Here is a 19,171-nt window from a genome sequence, read left to right as displayed (position 1 = left end):
TACATTCAGAGTCTTTCGTAAGGCCCTGATTGTTACAACTCGGTACTTACGCGCCCTCTCAACTGATTACCTTGCAAGGGCCGGTTCAGGCTCCGCTGCCGGCTCAGTAACACGCTGCTCTGGAAAATAGGCATTGACAACATATTGTTCCAGCATGCGTTGCGTATTGAAAAACGATCCATTCAAGGCGATGGTGGAACGCATAATTCGGCGCCATTGCTGCGGCTGCTCATAAAAAAGCGGCAGTAATACGTGTTCGAGATGTTCATAAAGAGAGTTGGCCTCGGCGGCTTCGTCCTCGTGATCTTCGATCGCCCACCCGGTCACTCCCTCAATCCAGCCTTCGATCCACCAGCCGTCAAGAATACTGAGGCTGGGGACGCCATTTAACGCCGCCTTCATTCCGCTGGTGCCGGAGGCCTCATAGGGGCGCTTGGGAGTATTCAACCAGACATCTACGCCGCCGGTGAGCAGAGCGCCGAGCGTCCATTCGTAGTTTTCGAGGTAAACAATGTGCAGAGCATCAGAGTTCAGCTTCTTTGCCAGTTCAATAACGTGGCGAATCTTGGCCTTTCCGGGCTCGTCTGCCGGATGGGCTTTGCCGCTGTAAAGGATCTGCAAACCGCCGTGTTCATGCGCACATCGCACGAGCCGCTCCGGATCAGTAAAGAGAAGATCAGCCCGTTTGTACGTCGCTGCACGGCGGGCAAAACCGATCGTGAAGACATCGGTCCTCAGTGCAACACCGGTACGTTGTGCGACTGCGTCTACCAGCAACTGCTTGGCGGCGGCATGGGCACTCTCAATTTCCTCTTCCGGGATGTCGATTGCGTAGCGCAGCGTCACGTTGTCCTGACGCCAGCGAGGCATGTGCCGGTCGAAGATATTCTGGAATGCGGCTGAAGTCCACGTCGCAGCATGAACGCCGTTGGTGATGGCGCTGATGTTGTACTCGGGAAACATTGAGCGAGACACCTTGCCATGCTGCATGGCTACGCCATTCACAAAGCGTGAAAAGCTCAACGCAACGTACGTCATATTCAACAGGCCCTCGTGAATACAGCCATTGCGTTCGAGAAAGGCGAGGCGATCCCGGCCAAGAATACGGTTCGCCTGTTCGAGAGAAAAGCGGTCGTGTCCGGCAGGTACCGGCGTATGCGTGGTGAAAACGCAGTGCTGGCGAACAGCCGCCGCATTGGCCTCTTTAGCCGATGAAAGAGGAGCACCGTTCATCTGATCTTCCATCAATGCAAGGGTCAGTAAAGCCGCGTGTCCCTCGTTCATGTGGTAGACCGTTGCCCTATATCCGAGGGCATCCAGGAATCGAACACCACCCATGCCGAGGACGATTTCCTGACGCAAGCGGTAGTCGCCATCACCGCCGTACAGTTGATCGGTAAGCGTACGATCGGCGGGGTCGTTCTGCTGCAGGTCGGTATCGAGAAAGTAAATCGGTATCCGATGTCCCGACACGCCGATCAGGTCATACCGCCAGGCACGCAGTGCCACTTCGCGCTCTTCCAGAGTGATGGTGACAACCGGCTTCTCCGGGGTGAGCTTTTCTTCTATCTTCCATGGCTGTGGCTCTTCGGTCTGCACGCCGTCTTTATCAAGGTGCTGTCTGAAGTAACCTTTGCGATGCGCCAGCGTGACCGCTGCGAGTGGCAAACCCATATCGGCGGCGGAACGCAAGGTGTCGCCGGCAAGGACGCCCAATCCTCCGCTGTAGGTGGGCATATGCGGGGCAACTGCAATTTCCATGGAAAAATAGGCAATACGTGAACTCTCATTGGGGTTGAGAGAGACAAAACCACTTGAAAGACTCATTCAACTCTTCTCCCCGTGCACAACAGTCAACAGATCTTGGCTGTTGATCAAGGTTTGCACGGACACAATTTCTAATGCCATCTGCCATCTATCGCAGCAGCACAGCAAGCAATCCAGCTCTCAGATTTTACCAAGCACACCGCTGAAAGTTTCCGACAAAACGATGAGTCGGCAACGTCGCCAACATCATTTCGGGAAATGAATACTTTACCGTGTGACTAAGATGCATCCTGCTCCAGTTTGTGTGCTCCTGCCGATGCATGGCTCTGATAGATCTCAGGATGAATGCCTGTGCGCGCTTCGTAAGCGGCAGAAATCTTCGACGCGAATTGCTTCGCGTGCACTGACTCGACCAAATTCACTGTGCAGCCGCCGAATCCACCACCCGTAAGTCGAGCTCCAACGCAGCCTTCCAGCTTGTTGGCCAATTCAACCATGATGTCAGCCTCAGGACAGCTCGCTTCGAAATCGTCGCGATAACTTACATGGGCCTCAGCCATCAACCGTCCCAGCGTGTTCAGATCATTCGCTTCCAGTGCGTCCGCTGCAGCCACCGTTCGGACATTCTCAGTAACGATGTGGCGGCAGCGCTTCAGCACGTTGGGCGGCATCTCATGCCCCCAGCGCTTGAGGTCCTCAACCGTAGCGTCGCGGAGCAGGCGGACCTCTGGGCGATGCCTCTGTAGGATCGCGGTGCCTTCTTCAACTTCAGCGCGTCGCGAACCATACTCACCCCCCGCGTGGGAGTGTTTCACCATCGTGTTACAGATCACCAGGCTCAGGTGCTTCGGAATCGGTGCGAGCCGGTAATCAAGACTGCGGCAGTCCAGCAATAGAGCGTGATCAGCAGCACCGCAGCACGACACAAATTGATCCATGATCCCGCACGGAGCACCAACGTAGTCATTCTCCGCGCGCTGGCACAACAGAGCAATTTTGGGCAATGGCAGCGAGGCGTCGGCAACATGCAACATCGCCAGCATGCTCGCAACTTCAATGGATGCTGAAGAGCTTAATCCAGCACCGAGCGGAACGTCTCCCTCAAGTGTCAGATGAAAACCGGGAACTGCAATCCCCTCCTGTTGCAGGATGGCGAGCACGCCAAATGGATAGTCACTCCAGTGATGCGAACCGTGGGCGCCAATCTCGCCCAATGCGTGCGAGATACCCTCCCCGAAGTTTTTCGAGCAGACGGTTGCACTTGCATCGCTGCACGGGGAAATTGCTGCAATCGTTGCAAAATCAATTGCTGCCGGCATGACAAAGCCGTCAGCGTAGTCGGTATGCTCGCCGATCAGGTTGACGCGGCCGGGAGCAAGAAAGAGGATGGGTTCCTTGCCGAATTTCTCCCGGTGCAGCTCTCTGATACCGCTTACATCTAGCATTTTGGGCAGGCCTCGATAAAAATAGGGAACCCGTGATTACAATACACCAGCTACACGCAATTCAAGCGACCAGCGATCTTCAGTACTCGCAGTCAGCTTCCGCGCACGGCCTTGTTCTGCTGCCGATGCCAGTGAGTCGCCCAGAGCAGTACACGGTTCGAGAGCGACGCACTGCTGGCGGTTTGCTCCGTTGCCCGGCCAACCGCCGTAACAAATCCAAAGCCCCAGGTAAGGTAATTCCTGGGAATCGAACCGCAGTTCGACCCGGCTTTTCAGCCGACGACGCTCAATGGCGCACCAACCCTCCTTCGGTGCGGCAGTGAAAAGCTTGTCACCGATGCCGTCTGTTTTCTTACCTGCAATGGTTAAATCCGCTGACTTCCCGTTCATTCGCGCCTGCGGCCACAGCTGCTTCGTTCCCGGCTCGCCCAGCCGATTCTTCGCAGAACCCTCGACTGTTACCTCCGAGATTGACTCCGGGAGAACAATGCGATCCCCAGGCTCGACAGCGAACAAAGGATGCGCCGACCAGACATATTCCACCGGTTCGTCACTCAGATTTCGCACCTCGTAGAAAATATGTAGCTGATGCTCGTCAAGCCGCAAAGTTTTGCCGAATCGCAAAGGGAGGCTAAAGCCATCCGCGAACATTGCCAGTTCGTTCCCGTTCTGGGCGCTGATTTCCCAGGGTACCTGCCAGAAATCTCCATGATCGGGAATTTGAACAGTTCCGGATGCTATTGGAACTTCGCAGGCAGCGACGGAAGGCAGACATTCATCCCATCCGCTGGCATCACTGGCGTCAAAGCTCATATAGCGCGTGCGTAGGGCATAGGGCTGTAGAGGCTGCTGCAGTAGCTCCTCTCCGGTCGGAATTTGAATGGATGCGATCTTGCCGCCCAGCGAAGGAAGGACGACCACTCGCATCCTGCTGTTCTCAAGCACAGCTTGCTCTAGAGGGTTTCGGGTTCGATCGCCTTCGACACTGCGTGGCTCAACTTTTCCCATATAGCATCCACCCAGTTCAGATGTTCCGGCTTCATCAGCACTGACCGAAGACAAGTAACCCTGCCGTCGGCCGGCGCTCCAGGCCACGTCTCAGGACCAAAAAAGTTGACCGGCACCTGAGCAAGTGCCAGATGAAGGTCTTGCTTCGCGGCAAGATCAAAAACCGCGGTGGCCAACCGCGAAGACTCCTCCAATGTACACGCTTTCACGGCCCAGACCAAGATATCCAATTCAGGTTCGGGGCCGGGAAAAAATCGTTTGTCTTGCCTTATTTTGTTATAGACGCGCAAGGCTGCCATTCGGCCGCACGAAAGCCCCTGCGCAAACTCACCGTCAGGAGTTAGCGGCAGGAGTTTCTGAGTTGCCCACAGGGCCGTCGCCGTAGCCCCTGCCCGCGAACACTCCAGGCTGATCTCGCCAAGATGCAGTTCGTTGGATGTGAAATATGTGTAAGGCGAGTCATGCTTATAAAAGCGTCCCACCGAGGGATCGTTGAACAGAATGCAACCGCAACCATAGGGCTGCAGCCCGTGCTTATGTGGGTCGACCACGATCGAGTCAGCCTCGTCGATTCTTGCGTAGGCTCGCGCAGCATCTGGCCCCAGATCCGACACGAGCTTGAAATAGCCGCCATACGCCGCATCCACATGAATGCGGAATCTATGGCGCTGGCGCAGATCTAATATCTTGTCTAGTGGATCAACAGCACCCGCGGAAGTGGTACCCAATGTAACAACGACTGTCCCGACCTCACCGGACTGCAGCGCTGTCTCAAGACTGGATAAGTCCATGCGCCCGCGCGTATCTGCAGCAATATTCTCGAACGCGAGGCCGAGTACACTGCCGATGCGCTGATGCGTGTAGTGAGCATTTTCTGAAGCTACGATCTTTTTTCCCGGTACGAGTCGTCCCGCTACCCACAGAGCCTCAAGATTGGCGAAGGTGCCGCCGCTGGTGAGGTGGCCCAGGTGCTCGGTCCAACCAAACATGGCAGCGATTTCCCGGACGGCTTCAACTTCGAGGCGCGAACTGGCCCGGCCGCCGTCGAGAGCATGATTATTCGGGTTGATCCACATGGCCAGCGCGTATGCTGCCCGCGCGATCGGATGAGGCGGCTTGAGCATCTGCCCCGCGTAAAGCGGATGGAAATACGGATAGTTATCCGCGAGCCGTTCGGTGAGTTCGTCTAGAACTGCGCGCATAGCATCCGTTGATGCCGTCTCTGCCGATGGATCGGACGATGGTAGATGCGAGAAAGCCTGTTGTAACCTGGGCAGGGCCTCGCTAAAGAGTTGCAGTGCCTGATCCTGTTTCATACGAACCAGTCACAGGATACCTGTTTCATCTAGTCAGCCAGCGAATGCTATGCCCTGATGGCTGCCGTCGCAAAATGGCTTATTTGCAGATGCGCCACAGCGGCAGAATGCTGTCTGCTGAAGTTGTGCGGCTAGCTCACCGGCGGCATTCCTGACAGTCAGGCTGCCTGAGGCTAGCAACGGTCCGTTTCTCGCAGGATTGAATTTGACGATCCCGGTCGACACAGAGGATCCAGTGGCATTTGCAGCCTCTGGACCGGGATCATGAAATCCAATCTTTATATGGGAAGCATCGCAGAAGGGCTTGTTCGCAGAAGCCCCGCACCGGCAGAACGCGGCGCGTGTCTCTCGCAGTGTCCCATCAGAAAGTGCGATTTCAAAGTCGCCGCGTGCCAGAAGCGGCCCATCTTCCGTGACTGTGACCACATTTTCGGGTTGCGGAGTCTCGTTCAGTGATGCGTCTTTCGGGCGATAGTGCAAGGCGCCGGTTGGGCACCGCTGAATGATCTGCGCCGTTTTGGCGGCATCTTCGCCATCCGGATGGACCCACGGCCGGGCATCCTTTTTGAAGACCGCCGGCGCGCCGTGAATGCACTCCGTGGCATGGTAACAGCGAGCCACGTCATACAGAATAGTGATGTCCTTGCCTTCGTACTCTCTGATCTTGCCCATGGCGGCATCCCTACTGCAGATACATGTCGTCGATGTAGCACCATCGCCAGTTTTCGCCTCGTTCAGCCGACTTGATAATAGGGTGCTGCGTCGTGTGAAAGTGCGCTCGGGCGTGGCGGTTTTTGGATGAGTCACAGCAGCCGACGTGGCCGCATTCCATGCACATGCGCAAATGAACCCAGCTATCGCCGGTCTTCAGGCATTCTTCACATCCTTTGCTGCCAGGTTTCACCTTCTTCTCGTGATCCTTGACATGGGGACACGTTGCTTGCGCCATTCAACCCTCCGTTGTACAGCCACATCATTTTCCGCTTAAATGTCCGATTCGTCGAGACCGATCTCTCGTAACCGGATGAGTTGCTGCATCGTCTAAGGTTGCTGCAGCGTCTAAGCCCAATAAGTGAGGTCGACCTTAGACCTGATCCGGCCTGCGCTGTGCGATTCATGTGTTTCTAAAAGTAGTAGGCTATCTTACAGAGGTCGATCACCCTTCGGATTAGCGCATCGCGAAATACTTGAAAAGGAGCACTATGCAACTTGGAATGGTGGGACTCGGAAGAATGGGAGCGAACATGGTTCGCCGCCTCGCCCGTAACGGACACGAATGTGTCGTGTTCGACAGGTCAGCCAAGGCTGTTGAAGATCTGGCAAAGGAAAAGGGAGTGGGCGGCTCGTCGTCGCTGGCCGACTTCGTAAACAAATTGACAACGCCGCGCGCGATTTGGCTGATGATTCCTGCGGCAGTCGTCGATGACACGATCGCAGAGATTGTTCCTCATCTGCAAAAAGGCGACATCCTTATCGATGGAGGCAACTCTTACTACATCGACGATATCCGCCGCGCCAAAGAACTCGCGCCGAAGGGCATCAATTACGTCGACGTGGGAACGAGCGGCGGAGTGTGGGGCCTGGAGCGTGGATACTGCATGATGATCGGCGGCCACAAGGAAGTCGTTGAGCATCTTGACCCGATTTTCAAGGCCATAGCACCTGGTATCGGAGACACTCCACGGACCCCGGGCCGCGAAGGCGAGCCGACCCAAGCCGAACAGGGCTACTTGTACTGCGGAGAAAGCGGTGGTGGCCACTTCGTCAAGATGGTGCACAACGGCATCGAGTACGGCATCATGGCGGCGTACGCTGAAGGCCTCGGCATTCTGAAAGCCGCCAATGTTGGCAAAGATACCCACGAGATCGATGCCGAGACAACGCCTCTGCGCGACCCCGACCACTATCAATACGATTTCAATATGCCGGATGTCGCCGAAGTGTGGCGGCGCGGCAGTGTCATTGCTTCCTGGCTGCTCGACCTGACCGCATCGGCGCTTCACGGCGATCCTGAACTCTCGAAGTTTGGTGGCCGAGTCTCAGATTCCGGCGAGGGCCGCTGGACAGTAAAGGCCGCCATCGATGAGGGAGTTCCTGCGCACGTACTCACCGCCGCGCTCTACGAACGATTCAGCTCACGCGGACTTGCAGACTACTCCGACAAACTTCTCTCCGCCATGCGCTTCGCATTCGGTGGGCATCTTGAGAAACCAGCCGCAAAATAGTGGATGCGGTGCCTTTGAAAATGCAGAGGGGAATTCGTTCACCCTCTCTGGATCTAAAGCGAAGGGGCGATTCCCTTTCGGGATTTCGCCCCTTCTTTTCCGATTTTTTTGAAGATCTGGTTCGGCCTCCAGACGACAACCGATTGTCGCTTCGGAAACGTTCAGAACCTGCGAACCTTGAGGCCCGCGCTTTCCTCACTTTCCCGTCGCGCTATCCGTTGTAAGAGCTTCTTCGGCTCCATTCAAAGCTTCCAGTTGCCCAGTCGCTTCGCGAGATCCGTCGCCGGTTCTCCTAATGGTCGTTGTCTGCTCTCTCCCGCTGGAAGATCTCTCTTCCGTTGAGGAGAAGCATACTCCCAGACCAGGTGAATGCAAGTAGTTCTGAGAAATTTCGCGGCGTGGAAATGACGCAAGTATTGGGGAAATACAATACGCAAGTTACGCCTGATCTCATCTGTTTGTTCGGTCGCTCTATGCAATGATCGTCCAGGAAATCGTCGAGCATATCGCTGTGCTCTTCTTATAACGGATCCTGAGCATCCGGGTTCACATCTTCAGATCCAGACTCGACGAGATCACGATCAAATTCATCAAGACGCGAGAGCTCGCGTTCGATTGCGCCAAGAACTCCTGTCAAGGCAGGTGTCATTCGGGCATCGCATGTCTTTGGCAAGCTCAATGGAGCAACAAAACTTCTCAGTGACAGGGGATGAAGCAGGCTTTCGAATTGCTCCCATTCCAACCATGATCCAACCCCGATTACGCAAATGGTTGGAGTTGTGCCAGCGAAGCTGCTTCGTCTCCGCACCTCGCTTGTTCCGTGAATCGGGCCATCGCGAACAGAGTTGGGAACCAGAAGATCGAAAGCGCGCTTAAAAGCCTCACACCTGCGCACGGGATCACGATCCAGGCAGTGCCGGATTAGCTGGACACAGTATAGAGGCAGATTTGAGCCGTTCAATTGACGCACCGCAACAAGAGACATGTCGGGGGCGATCGTCGGCTTTCTACCTGTGAATACTTCGTGCAGAACGACACCGAGTGCATAGAGATCAGTGCCCTGAGTTGGTGGCTGGCCAAGAAATAGTTCCGGCGCCATATAGTCGGGTGTCCCAATGACTGCTCCGCCGTTTAAAACAGTTAGCTCGGACTCCAATGCCCTCGCCAGACCAAAATCAGTGATACATAACCGCACGTCCGGACCCGTCCCGTCGAGCATGATATTGTTCGGCTTTATGTCACGGTGAACGATCCCAGCCGCATGGATGGCTGCTAACCCGGCAACAATCTGCCTCAGGATTGCGAGTCCCTCGTCAAGCGATATCGCACCACGCCTTTTCAATCGTTCCGCAAGGGTCTCACCCTTTAGCAGCTTCATGGTCAGGAACATGCAGCCTGACTGTTGCTCGTCACAATGAAAGATGTCGTATATGGGGCAGAGGTTCGGATGGATCACTTCCCTCGCGAGCACGACTTCACGCGCGAAACGCTCTTGCAGACCAGGATCATCGGCCATGTGAGGAAGAATCGTCTTCAGGGCTACATGCGCACCATGTAGAAATCTGTCCTCCGCCTCATAGACTTCCCCCATTCCGCCCTTGGCAAGGAAACGAACAATTACGAAACGACCGAGGAGCACTCGGCCCGGGGAAAATCTACCAGCAGGAGCGCTGCCTGACGACGCATTACCGTTCTTAGTGTGAGGGTTCTCGTCTGCCACCCCAAGAAATTCCAACGGCGCATGCTGGAGAAAACTGCCCGCCCTGGCGTCATCAGCCAGAAGGTCTTCAACCATCCTCCTCAACTCAGGATTGCCATTGCATGCCTCATCGAGGAAGGCACATCGCTCCGTGGCCTTGAGCGCGAGAGCCCCCTCAAATAACTTCTCCACCAAGTGTCTCTGAGATGCCATACTTCTAATCCGACCGGCTAAAGACTTATGAAGGCCCTTATCTTTGGATTGTTGACCTTCCGTTGGCCCTGAATGTATGCGCTGTGCGAAGTTTCTATTCGGCGCATCATCTCTGACTCTGCAGACGACAGATGGTCGAAAAAACCTTTTCGCGCTGGTGTAATGATCTGATCCTGAGATGGCGCGTTGATGCCCAGGCTATCCAGAACTCCACACTGTCGCCTAACAAAAGAAGCACTGCGCGTGGACATCAGGCTCTTATAGCCGAATAATTCTTAAGCCAGTACAGGCTTTTGCTCTGTGAGGTCGTTTAAGTGAGACATAAGGGAAAACCATGTGAGGTAAGAAATGGATCAACCTTGGAAGATGCTCGTCTATATTTCCGCTGACAACACGCTCTACGATGACGCTCTGGTCAGCCTGCGTCAGTTAACCGATGCTAGTTCACTGAACAATGTTGATATTGTTGTCCAACTCGATGGGCCCAGCCCCGGGCAGGGGTCTCGCTACAGATGCGTCGGGGGCAAGAAACAACTGGTTTGGGAAGCGGACAAGAACTATGTAAACATAAACCGGGCGCAACGGTTAAAGGATTTCCTCAGCTTGGAGGAGGCAGCGGGTAAGTTACCGACCGCAATGCCTCACGTATCGACGGCAACGCCAGAGGGATCGACGGCGACGCCTCCAGAAAGACAGAGGATTGCTCTTATTCTCTGGGGACATGGCGCTGGTCTTGACCACCTTTACTTCTACAAGAATCCTCTGCCGAAAGACTCACTGAGTCCGAACGTTCCTAACCCTAACCTCTACGTGACAAACATCGAACTTGGAACAATCCTCGAGAAATATTCCGCGGGGGTGGTTCGCAAGGGTATTCTCGAGAATTATTCCAAGGATGAGATTCTCGAGAATTATTCCAAGAAATGTTCCCGGGAGAAGATTCTCGAGAAATATTCTAAGGAGGACCTTCTCAAGAAATACTCCGAGGAGGAGATTCTCGAGAAATATTCTAAGGAGGACCTTCTCAAGAATTATCCCAAGGCGGTCGACTTCAAGATTGACTTGTTGGGTTTTGACTCCTGCCTGATGGCGATGACCGAAATTTGTCACGAAGTTGCCGGATCAGTGTCGCTCGTGGTTGCTTCGGATGAAGTGGTGCCCGACCAAAGTTGGCCCTACGATACCATCCTGGGCGACTTGAGCAAATTCCCGGGGATGGATGCCAACACTCTGTCAGCAGCTATCATAAGCAGATTCCGGGAGAGGTACACCCAGAAAGGCAGCAAGACCAGGGTTTCCCTGTCTTCAATGAATTTGTCGAAGAGCAGCGACCTTGTGAAGGCAATGACAGAGTTGGTCAATGCCTTGGACGCTGCCACAAAATGGGATGCGGATGTGAAAGCGAAAAGTATGATATTTCGCGCACGTGATGCGTCACGCACTCCTGATGAGGTCACATACATTGATTTTGGCGTCTTCTGCAAAGAGCTCTCACAGTCTTTCTCCCAGGAACACGTCGAAGAGCCCGAACGCAATAAAAATTACGCCGCCGTGTCCAATCAGGCAAAGAACGCCCTCGATGTGCTCGTGAGCTCCCCGTACATCCTCTACCATCGTGACGCAGGGGAGGACGGATCGATCGATCCGTATGGTCTTGCCATTTACTTCCCGCAAACTCTCGACATTATTACCTCCCTGATCGACGATGCAGTGAAACAAGAGGTGGTGCCAAAGGTGATGCCACGTGACGACGTAAAGACTCCAGGCACTCCACACAAAACCCCCGGTACTCCACATAAAGGAGACGGCCCACAAATTACCGGATATGAAATCCTATGGGGTGACTACCTGAAACTCAAATTCAACCAGGACACGCGCTGGGCAAATTTGGTATGTCAACTACTGGGTGGAAATGCAGATCTGATGAGTAGAACGATAGCAGATCTGATGAGTAGAACGATAGAAGTCGCACAGCCTGCCGAGCGCTCAGTGGCATGATCTGACTGGGGCGACTTTAAGCCGCGTCAATACCCGGTTATCGGAGTGGGTTACATGATGTACGGGCGGGCAAAATCATCGCACTGCCCGTGCGTCATTTGGATGGCCCGGCACTATCCCCCAATCCCGCCTCTCGATGCAAACTTTATCTTGCGATACACACCGGTCATTTTCAAGCGCACCCAGTTGTATGTTCCGCTTTGAGAGCATGCTGACTCATGCTAGCCACCAAAGATGGAAAACGCTGCCCAATAGTATGGATGAGATGTCTCCGGTTTGGATCTGAGATCATGCTCAGCCTCCTTGAGCGCATTGGAGGCGGCCTGTCCTTGCAGCAAGTGCGTGTAAAAGTCGTGCATCAAATCGCTGCTCGCTTGTGAATCGACGCGCCATTTACTTGCGACCACATCGGGGACGCCGGCGCGCATAAATACGCGCGCCAAATTGCTCGGATCCACCAGGCCCTCGTTTGAGACGGCAGTTTCGCACGCTGAAAGAACGACGAGCTTCAGGTTTGCCAGTTCCAGCCCACGAAGCTGGGTTTCTCCAAGCAATCCTGCCTCATCGGCATTCCCCGCCTCCGGGGCGAGTATCAGGCCAGATCCGTGATTTCCTGAAAGGGCGTGACCGGCAAAGTGAAAGATCTCCACTTGCGGCAGCATCTCCTTGACCTTTGTCAGGGTAGCGTCCGTACCCGTCAGGAGATGCCGGTGATCGAACTTAGCCGCAACATCGTGAGCCTCCAGATTTGCTTCCGGTAGAGGAGTAAATTCCGTCAGGTCCGGGTCTGTTAACAGCGGGTTGCCCACAGCCAAAATCGCATTATGCGCTGACACGGCTGTGGCGGGCCGAAGTATTTGCGAGTATGCGAGACCTGGCGACTCAACCATTGGCAAAAGGTCACCCAGGTATCTGCCATCGGGCGCTTTGAGTGCCTGGAAAGGGATGAAAGTGAGAGATTCATCCGGTTCAACAAGAAGCCTGGCAGAACCCTTAAGATTCGTCTCCACGGGCCGAACCAACCAGTCGTACAACTGATGGGCATCTCGATCGATTGCATTTGGATCCGATGAGGGATCAGCACACAACCGAGTGAACCTGGTAACAGTGGCAAGCAGTGACGCTGCACTTACATTTACCCAGGAGAAATGCACGCCGTTGCTATCCAGCAGCCACACAGCGAGTCCATTGGGCAGGGAAGCCCACGTTATCACCGCATCTCCCGGTTTAAGCGCGTACTCTCGCGGGGCAAAAACTGATGTCAAGCCTGAAGAAGATTTTCCCTGAGCGATAGACGGCACTCCGGGCTGCCGCCTGGAGCGAACAACAAGCCACAGAGGCTCGCCTCGATACCACTCCAGAAATCCAAACGACTTTGCCCCATCGCGGTAATTCTCGCTGTAAATTTCCAGCAAAGCGCGATAAACTCCTGCGGTTTCTCGTTGCCATGTGAGGATATCTGCTTCCGACGAAAGCGAGTCTTCGTTCTTTTCGATCAGTCTTACTGCTTCCAGAAGTTCGGTCTCCGCCAGTTGCAGTTTACCTGTGCGGAGGTGGAGTTCCCCCAATGATGCCCAGTGCGAAACAACATAGGCATAGTCATAATTGCCCGAAGAAAGACCGGCCTTCACCCTTTCAAGACGAGCCCCTGCCGCTTCGAATTTCTTTTGCTTTACTTCCAAAGATGCACGGTCAATTTCAGATTCTAAAAGGAGCGCACGAGCCTCCCGTGTCCCCAACCCGCTGAATAATTCGCTGGCCTTTTCATACTCTATTTCCGCCAACTTTGTGTCATTGGCGGCTTCGGCTACCCGTGCCAGCCAATGATGAGCAAAGGCCTCATACGTGCGAGCTATTCCGGAAGACATTCGTACAGCTTCTTTAGCTGCGGCTTCTGCCAGTTGCCACATTTCCCTGGACTCGGCAGCATGGCCCATATCTACGCAGAAGACATATCCGTTCACAGGCGGATACCACCCCTGGCTGAACTCACGAAGGCCAGCCGAGATGCGAGCCCATGAATCGGGTGAAGCTACCCACGGTGTCTGGACACCATCGAGATAATATTGACCCCAGAGCTGCAGGACCGCATAGCGCGCCTGATCAGCCAATGCTACCGCGTGTGCTGCGTACAGCATCGCTTGCTCTGTATTACCTTTAAAGAAGTAGCAATCCGAGACCACAAACAGGATTTGAGTTTCGAACCACGCATAATGATGGCGATGCACCCCTTGGAGTCCGCTTGAGCCGATGGACATGCATCGATCTTCCAACTGAGACTGATTCGAGCCAGTGAAATATTCGTATCTCGCCCCGACCTCACCTGCGTCATTTCTCGCCAATTGAAATTGCTTCATGGATCGGGTGGCATGAGCAATGACTGCATCCATGTCACCCTGCGCATTCGCTTGCGCGGCCGCGGAGAGTTCAAGCGCTCCGTCAGCCCACGCTGACGAATGCGGACCTTTGAGGAGATCAGATAGCCATTCATCGCCGTGCTGCGTACGCAGGATGTCAGAGAGCGCATTCAGAGCAGCCCATTCTGTCGATGATTTCTTCTCTGCCAGTTGCCTGTGGCTGGCAACTGTGGGGAGCCATTCAGTTAGAGCTGTGTCGAGATATGCTTCGTCGAGGGGCAGGGGCCAAGTTTTGTCATTGGGGTTAATCGCGTGAGAACGCAGGGCTGATAGGGCGGATGCCGGGTCGCGAATCGGCGATGCGCGCGAATTGTTTTGTTCCTGCTTTTGTATTCTCTGCTGCAGCAGTTCGTATCGATGCTTGCCCTCCGATAGCCATCCCGGATCAGTCTCGATCTGTAGAAACTTCTTCCAATCTTCTTCCGCCGCTCCATATAAGTAGATGCGTTCTGCCACGACAGCTCGATTGAACAGAGCAACGCTATTGTCGGGAGTTGTAGCTAAGACCTCGCCTAAGTACTCATCTGCGGAATGGTAGTCGCCATCTCTACCTGTCTTCTCAGCCCGCAGAAAATAGGCTGTGGCTAGATCTATCTTCAGCGGCGCCGAGTTAGATTCGGTTTCCAGTGCTCGCTGTAACGACTTGATCGCGGCCTCGTAGTTGTTATCAAGCAAATCTGCACGAGCCTTGGCATCCAGTAGCGTGGTATCGTCCGGATTCTTGTGTAATCCCTCACCAATCAAGGCTTCAGCTCGAAGCAAATCTTCCGGTTTGTCCAAGTTTGAGCCGCTAGTGCCACGTTCCACGCGGATGGGTGCGTTGCTCGCTCCGGGAATACGCAGTTCCAATGTTCGATGTTCAGTATAAGCAGACGCAATAAGTGCCAGGGGTGCAGCGGGGCCTTGGTGAGGATGGGAGAGGAAGAAGTGAAATGCAATCCATCCGACAATCACAGCGGACGCCAATGCGACGGAGACCGGAAGAAGTTGCGGTCTGAGAGCTTCCCATATCCGGATCCACCATTTGCTTTCAAGAGGCGGCTGTGCAGCTCTGCTCATCTTCTGTGCCATCGACCTGCGCCACGACGGATCGTTGCTCTTCAGGCTGGTGAGCATAACCTCTTCATTGGGGCTTACCTCATCGGAAAGAACGTGCATAGCGTCGCTCAATAACGCTCCGCAACGCTCACAATTCGCCGCGTGTCTGAGGAGCAGCTCGGATTCCGCCGCAGGCAAGAGCCCGGCGGCCACGGCTGTCCAATCAATAGTGTCAGGGCACTCCGGATCGGGCCCACTGGTGCGTAAACCTTTTAGGCTCCGCAGTACGTCTTGCACATCTCTATGCATCCGCACCTTTCGACTACATTCCAGGCAAGAATCGAGGTGTCTTTCAACGCCTTCCGCAGATTGCCTCGTTACCGGGCCATCCGTGACGACAGCATCCCCTGATGCCGACAGGAAATCTTCGATATCAACGTCGTCAAGATGTTTGTCTACTGGGCGCTCCAAAAAGCAACTCTCCTTATATGAGGACGACTTTCTCGACCAGAATCCTTCCGAGCCTACTCAGCCTTGGTAGAGGAGCCGGATGGCAGATCTCTTATCTTCTCTCGAATCATGCATTTCAGCCGCAGAATGACGCTCTCCACGCCTTTGACCGTTAACCCTGTTGTCGGTAGTGCAGCAATTTCCTTGGCGGTCATACCCTGCCGATAGTGAAGCCAGAAGACGGTGCGATCTCTCTCCTGGCTGGGTCCTTCCGTGCAGTTTTGCAGGCATGAGTCAATCTGGCGAAGGAGAATCTCGCGCTCCATGGTGCTCTGGCCCCCCAGGCTCTCGCTTGCAGCCTTCGGCTCCAACTCTTCATTCGCTTGCACGACGATTTTGCCCCCACGCTTTCTGGATTGCTGAGACTTGAAATAGTCGTGAGCGACATTAATCGCCACGGTTTTGACATATCCGTTAATGGCCTCACGATGAGCGATCGCAAACTCATACAAAAGGCGGCATTTATCAGCACAAAGCTTGAGATACGTATCCTGCACCAGGTCGTCAACGACTTCCGGAGGGCTAAATCCCCATCGGCGAGCTGTGCGAATGATTGACAGACTAATATCGCGTTGAAAACGCGCAACGAACTCTTCCCAAGCCGCACTGTCATTCGATTCAGCGCAAGCACGGAGCAACTCCTCTACTGCCATGGAAGAGTAGGGAATCAACGCAGCCTCGGAAACGCAGTGCACGAATTCTACACGAGGAACTGGAAGAGTCGGCTGCCCGAATTCGTTAGCAAAGTAAGCGCAGACAACAGATTCGACAGCGAGACGGCTGTGCTCTGATAGTGATTGCAGCGTACAGCCACGGCCAGCGTTTTCGCACCGTTAGTGTGGTGTAGTTTCTTTAGGTAATTGACAAAGACCCGACGTTGTCGAGTCCGGTGACGTGGACGGAAGGTATTGAATTTCCTCTAGGTTCCTTGCTTGTCGAGTTTCGAGGCACGAGACCGCTGTATCTCATTGAACAGCCATACCCTTGCCAGGGCCCAGTCGCTTTTCACAGTTCGGGGTGACACGTTTAGAATTCCCGCTATTTCTTCAACGGAGAGCCCTGCAAAATAGCGCAGCTCGACCACTTTTGCCTGCCTGGTATTCACCTCTGCAAGAAGATTTAGCGCCTCGTGCAGAGCCAACACCTCACCTGAGTGCTTGGCAGAAATCGCAATTTCTTCGTTCAATTCAACTCGCTGAAGATCTCCTCCTCGCATTTCAGCCTGACGAGTTCGTGCGTGGTCGACAAGTAGGCGACGCATCACGTTTGCAGCGACCGCGACAAAGTGCTGGCGATTTTGCCAGTCGACAGCGTCGTAAGCAAGGCGCAGGTAGGCCTCATTGATCAGCGCAGTCGGTTGTAACGTGTGGTCGGTTCGCTCGCGTCGCATATAGGACTTCGCCAACCGATGAAGTTCTTTATAAACGAGGGGCATCAGTTTATCGGCCGCGGATGCGTCTCCCTTCCTCATGGCCTGCAAGAGGAGCGTAACTTGACTGTCAGCAGCATGCATGGCGATGGCTCATAGCAATCTCAGTGGATACAGGCCCGGCGGTCACGCTTTCATGTGCGGATGAAACCGCGCTTTTTCTAACCCTAGGCTAGGCTTCGCGAGCCACAGATTGCAATTGTCGATGAATCTCCCCTTGAAGCCGATTGCCCTTTTCACCTCTGAACTGCGCTTTATGGAATGAAGGCAGTCAGAAAAACGACGCTTCACAGAGTTGAAAGGAGAAAGGCCCATGAAACGAATCACCGCAATCACAATTCTTCTAGCCGGCTTTGCTGCGGTTGGCGCCTCGGCCCAAGAGAATGGCGTGCAGGCTAACATCCCATTTGACTTCACGGTTGCCAGCAAATTACTCCCCTCTGGAACTTACAGGCTTGTTTCGATTGACCCCAATGTCGTTGAGATTCGAAATGTCAACAAAAACAAGTTTCATGCGATAGGCATTGTCAACGCTGACGGCGAGAAAACAAAGACTAATAAGTTGGTCTTCCATAAATATGGCGATCAATACTTCCTCAGCGAAATTCTCTGCACCTCCGGACAGATGAATCTAGCGTTTTCTGTCTCGAAGTTGGAAAAGGATGCTCAACGGCAAGAGGCTTCGCTTCGCGCTGCCACTCAAACCGTTGTCGCATTCAAGTGAAGAGGATATTCGTTGCTGATGTGCCTGGAGCCAAACGGCTCTGGGCCCATTTTCTTAACTCGTCGCGAGAGTAATTGTCTGTAATCGATAAATAGCCAACCTCCTCCATTCTCTCCACAACGCTTGATGATTCACTTCTAACTCTCTCGTGAAGGGATATTCCCAAAGTCGTCGTTGATAGCAGCATGCAACGTCGATTCGTCGGCCAGGTAAAAGGGAGGTCGTATGCCGCGATTTACCACTAAGAAAGTCTTCTTAATAGCGTCTCTCTTGCCGCTCATCGCCTCCGTGAGTTTCGCAGTGTCGACGGATCGTAAGCTTCTTTCTATGATTCCTCCTGGTGCTCAGTCGGTTGCGGGAATCACTGCTCCATCATCCCCAGGCGGTCACGGCAACTTTGTTGTCCTCACCCACAACAGTGCCACCGATTTCAATGATTTTCTTGCCCTGACCGGCGCCGACAGCACGCGCGACATCCATCAGGTCGTTTTCGTGGCTATTGCTGACAAAAAGGGTGAACTGAGCGAGCACAGTCTTCTGGCGAACGGGCACTTCGATCAACAGGGTATCTATAAATCTGCGGCGGCCGGCGGTGCAACCGTCGGTCGCTACCGTAGTATCAGCATCCTGGCGGTTCCGCCGTTTGCACGCGAGCGCAGGGACTTCGACGAGGTGCGCTCACTAGCCATTCTCGATTCTAAAATACTCCTGTTCGGGTCCATCGACAGTGTGCGCCAGGAGATTGACCGCAACCTCGATGGCAGCGAGGAAGATCCTTCGATTGTTGAACGGCTGAACCACCTGCGCCGCGATGACGAGACATGGTGCCTCATCGACGCGCCTGTCAATAACAAAGAGATACAAGATGTCCTGATTCGACTTGACCCTGCGCTCGGCAGGTTGGTTGAAAACGGCGGTACCTTTCAGTTTGGAATTCACTATAGCGGACATGTTGAATTTGAATATGAAGTTACTGCATCCTCCAACCTCGACTCTGAGGCCATATCCGATTCGCTAACAACATCATTGGTGGAGACAGGTACAAAGGGATCTCTACTTCTGCCTCATCCCTATATCGCAGAAGGCGGCCACACCGTACGCGCCGCCGTGAAAATTTCGCGGCGGCGTTATGACGCATGGCTGGCAGAGATCTCGGCCCCAGGAGCACCTCTCGGAACTCATCAATGAGCCTCAGTCGTTGGACGCCGGAATTCTTTGCAGCAACTCCTTGATCGGTGCTGTTGTCACAACTCCCGATAAAGAACACCCTCGATAGATCGCGGGATGCGGAGACATGACTGACATTATTGCCATCGCCGTCTTCGCTGTACTAATCCTGACGACCCTCTTTGTCGCTTTCATAATCGACGGATTGGAGGAAT

14 protein-coding genes are annotated in these 19,171 nt (G+C 54.1%); 4 read left to right on the top strand and 10 right to left on the bottom strand.

All coding sequences use genetic code 11. The features are described from left to right. Nucleotides 1-66 precede the first annotated feature (66 nt). From glgP to H7849_RS22265, 6 genes are all read right to left on the bottom strand, one after another. Nucleotides 67-1,827, bottom strand: a complete 1,761-nt coding sequence (glgP, locus tag H7849_RS22290; protein WP_186742650.1) for an alpha-glucan family phosphorylase — start codon at nt 1,825-1,827, stop codon at nt 67-69. 218 nt (nt 1,828-2,045) lie between these two features. Then, nucleotides 2,046-3,212, bottom strand: coding sequence for a galactokinase (galK, locus tag H7849_RS22285; RefSeq protein WP_186742648.1), 1,167 nt, complete (start codon nt 3,210-3,212; stop codon nt 2,046-2,048). 36 nt (nt 3,213-3,248) lie between these two features. After that, on the bottom strand, nt 3,249-4,139 hold the full coding sequence (locus H7849_RS22280) for an aldose epimerase family protein (protein ID WP_186742646.1): 891 nt from the start codon (nt 4,137-4,139) through the stop codon (nt 3,249-3,251). A 26-nt stretch (nt 4,140-4,165) separates the two neighbouring features. Further along, entirely contained in the window at nt 4,166-5,422 is a 1,257-nt protein-coding gene (locus H7849_RS22275) for a pyridoxal phosphate-dependent decarboxylase family protein (protein WP_222439723.1), read from the bottom strand. Between the two features lie 147 nt (nt 5,423-5,569). Further along, nucleotides 5,570-6,208: a CDGSH iron-sulfur domain-containing protein gene (locus H7849_RS22270; RefSeq protein WP_186742642.1), complete on the bottom strand. Its 639-nt coding sequence runs from the start codon at nt 6,206-6,208 to the stop codon at nt 5,570-5,572. Between the two features lie 10 nt (nt 6,209-6,218). Further along, the gene (locus H7849_RS22265) at nt 6,219-6,485 is read right to left on the bottom strand and encodes a UBP-type zinc finger domain-containing protein (protein ID WP_186742640.1); all 267 of its coding nucleotides are present in this window, start codon (nt 6,483-6,485) and stop codon (nt 6,219-6,221) included. Nucleotides 6,486-6,738: 253 nt separating this feature from the next. Here H7849_RS22265 and gnd point away from each other — a divergent pair, with 253 nt between their 5' ends. Next, nucleotides 6,739-7,761 carry a phosphogluconate dehydrogenase (NAD(+)-dependent, decarboxylating) gene (gene gnd / locus H7849_RS22260; RefSeq protein WP_186742638.1) on the top strand — a complete coding sequence of 341 codons (1,023 nt, stop codon included), beginning with the start codon at nt 6,739-6,741 and terminating at the stop codon, nt 7,759-7,761. Nucleotides 7,762-8,281: 520 nt separating this feature from the next. On the opposite strand, the gene H7849_RS22255 is transcribed toward gnd, so the two are convergent. Beyond that, the gene (locus H7849_RS22255; protein WP_186742636.1) at nt 8,282-9,673 is read right to left on the bottom strand and encodes a serine/threonine-protein kinase; all 1,392 of its coding nucleotides are present in this window, start codon (nt 9,671-9,673) and stop codon (nt 8,282-8,284) included. Nucleotides 9,674-10,021: 348 nt separating this feature from the next. On the opposite strand from H7849_RS22255, the gene H7849_RS22250 reads away from it, so the two are divergent. Beyond that, the gene (locus H7849_RS22250; RefSeq protein WP_186742634.1) at nt 10,022-11,671 is read left to right on the top strand and encodes a clostripain-related cysteine peptidase; all 1,650 of its coding nucleotides are present in this window, start codon (nt 10,022-10,024) and stop codon (nt 11,669-11,671) included. Nucleotides 11,672-11,892: 221 nt separating this feature from the next. On the opposite strand, the gene H7849_RS22245 is transcribed toward H7849_RS22250, so the two are convergent. The 3 genes from H7849_RS22245 to H7849_RS22235 form a co-directional block, all read right to left on the bottom strand. Beyond that, nucleotides 11,893-15,246 carry a CHAT domain-containing protein gene (locus H7849_RS22245; protein ID WP_186742632.1) on the bottom strand — a complete coding sequence of 1,118 codons (3,354 nt, stop codon included), beginning with the start codon at nt 15,244-15,246 and terminating at the stop codon, nt 11,893-11,895. Between the two features lie 404 nt (nt 15,247-15,650). Beyond that, a complete protein-coding gene (locus H7849_RS22240) occupies nt 15,651-16,331 on the bottom strand; it encodes an RNA polymerase sigma factor (RefSeq protein ID WP_186742631.1) in 681 nt (226 codons plus the stop codon). 224 nt (nt 16,332-16,555) lie between these two features. Beyond that, nucleotides 16,556-17,149: a sigma-70 family RNA polymerase sigma factor gene (locus tag H7849_RS22235; RefSeq protein ID WP_186742629.1), complete on the bottom strand. Its 594-nt coding sequence runs from the start codon at nt 17,147-17,149 to the stop codon at nt 16,556-16,558. A gap of 229 nt (nt 17,150-17,378) precedes the next feature. On the opposite strand from H7849_RS22235, the gene H7849_RS22230 reads away from it, so the two are divergent. Continuing rightward, nucleotides 17,379-17,789, top strand: coding sequence for a fibroblast growth factor (locus H7849_RS22230; protein ID WP_186742627.1), 411 nt, complete (start codon nt 17,379-17,381; stop codon nt 17,787-17,789). Nucleotides 17,790-18,014: 225 nt separating this feature from the next. Further along, on the top strand, nt 18,015-18,977 hold the full coding sequence (locus H7849_RS22225; RefSeq protein WP_186742625.1) for a hypothetical protein: 963 nt from the start codon (nt 18,015-18,017) through the stop codon (nt 18,975-18,977). Nucleotides 18,978-19,171: the final 194 nt, after the last annotated feature.

This window comes from Alloacidobacterium dinghuense (genome assembly GCF_014274465.1).
GTDB lineage: Bacteria > Acidobacteriota > Terriglobia > Terriglobales > Acidobacteriaceae > Alloacidobacterium > Alloacidobacterium dinghuense.
The sequence above is the reverse complement of the archived record's forward strand: the minus strand, read 5'-3'. Positions and strand labels throughout refer to the sequence as shown.

Excerpts from the sequence above, each read along its gene's own strand:
- H7849_RS22230 (WP_186742627.1), top strand. The coding sequence starts at position 17,379 with ATGAAACGAATCACCGCAATCACAATTCTTCTAGCCGGCTTTGCTGCG.
- H7849_RS22280 (WP_186742646.1), bottom strand. The coding sequence starts at position 4,139 with ATGCGAGTGGTCGTCCTTCCTTCGCTGGGCGGCAAGATCGCATCCATT.
- gnd (WP_186742638.1), top strand. The coding sequence starts at position 6,739 with ATGCAACTTGGAATGGTGGGACTCGGAAGAATGGGAGCGAACATGGTT.
- H7849_RS22235 (WP_186742629.1), bottom strand. The coding sequence starts at position 17,149 with ATGCATGCTGCTGACAGTCAAGTTACGCTCCTCTTGCAGGCCATGAGG.
- H7849_RS22225 (WP_186742625.1), top strand. The coding sequence starts at position 18,015 with ATGCCGCGATTTACCACTAAGAAAGTCTTCTTAATAGCGTCTCTCTTG.
- glgP (WP_186742650.1), bottom strand. The coding sequence starts at position 1,827 with ATGAGTCTTTCAAGTGGTTTTGTCTCTCTCAACCCCAATGAGAGTTCA.
- H7849_RS22270 (WP_186742642.1), bottom strand. The coding sequence starts at position 6,208 with ATGGGCAAGATCAGAGAGTACGAAGGCAAGGACATCACTATTCTGTAT.
- H7849_RS22275 (WP_222439723.1), bottom strand. The coding sequence starts at position 5,422 with ATGCGCGCAGTTCTAGACGAACTCACCGAACGGCTCGCGGATAACTAT.
- H7849_RS22255 (WP_186742636.1), bottom strand. The coding sequence starts at position 9,673 with ATGGCATCTCAGAGACACTTGGTGGAGAAGTTATTTGAGGGGGCTCTC.
- H7849_RS22245 (WP_186742632.1), bottom strand. The coding sequence starts at position 15,246 with ATGCACGTTCTTTCCGATGAGGTAAGCCCCAATGAAGAGGTTATGCTC.
- H7849_RS22250 (WP_186742634.1), top strand. The coding sequence starts at position 10,022 with ATGGATCAACCTTGGAAGATGCTCGTCTATATTTCCGCTGACAACACG.
- galK (WP_186742648.1), bottom strand. The coding sequence starts at position 3,212 with ATGCTAGATGTAAGCGGTATCAGAGAGCTGCACCGGGAGAAATTCGGC.
- H7849_RS22265 (WP_186742640.1), bottom strand. The coding sequence starts at position 6,485 with ATGGCGCAAGCAACGTGTCCCCATGTCAAGGATCACGAGAAGAAGGTG.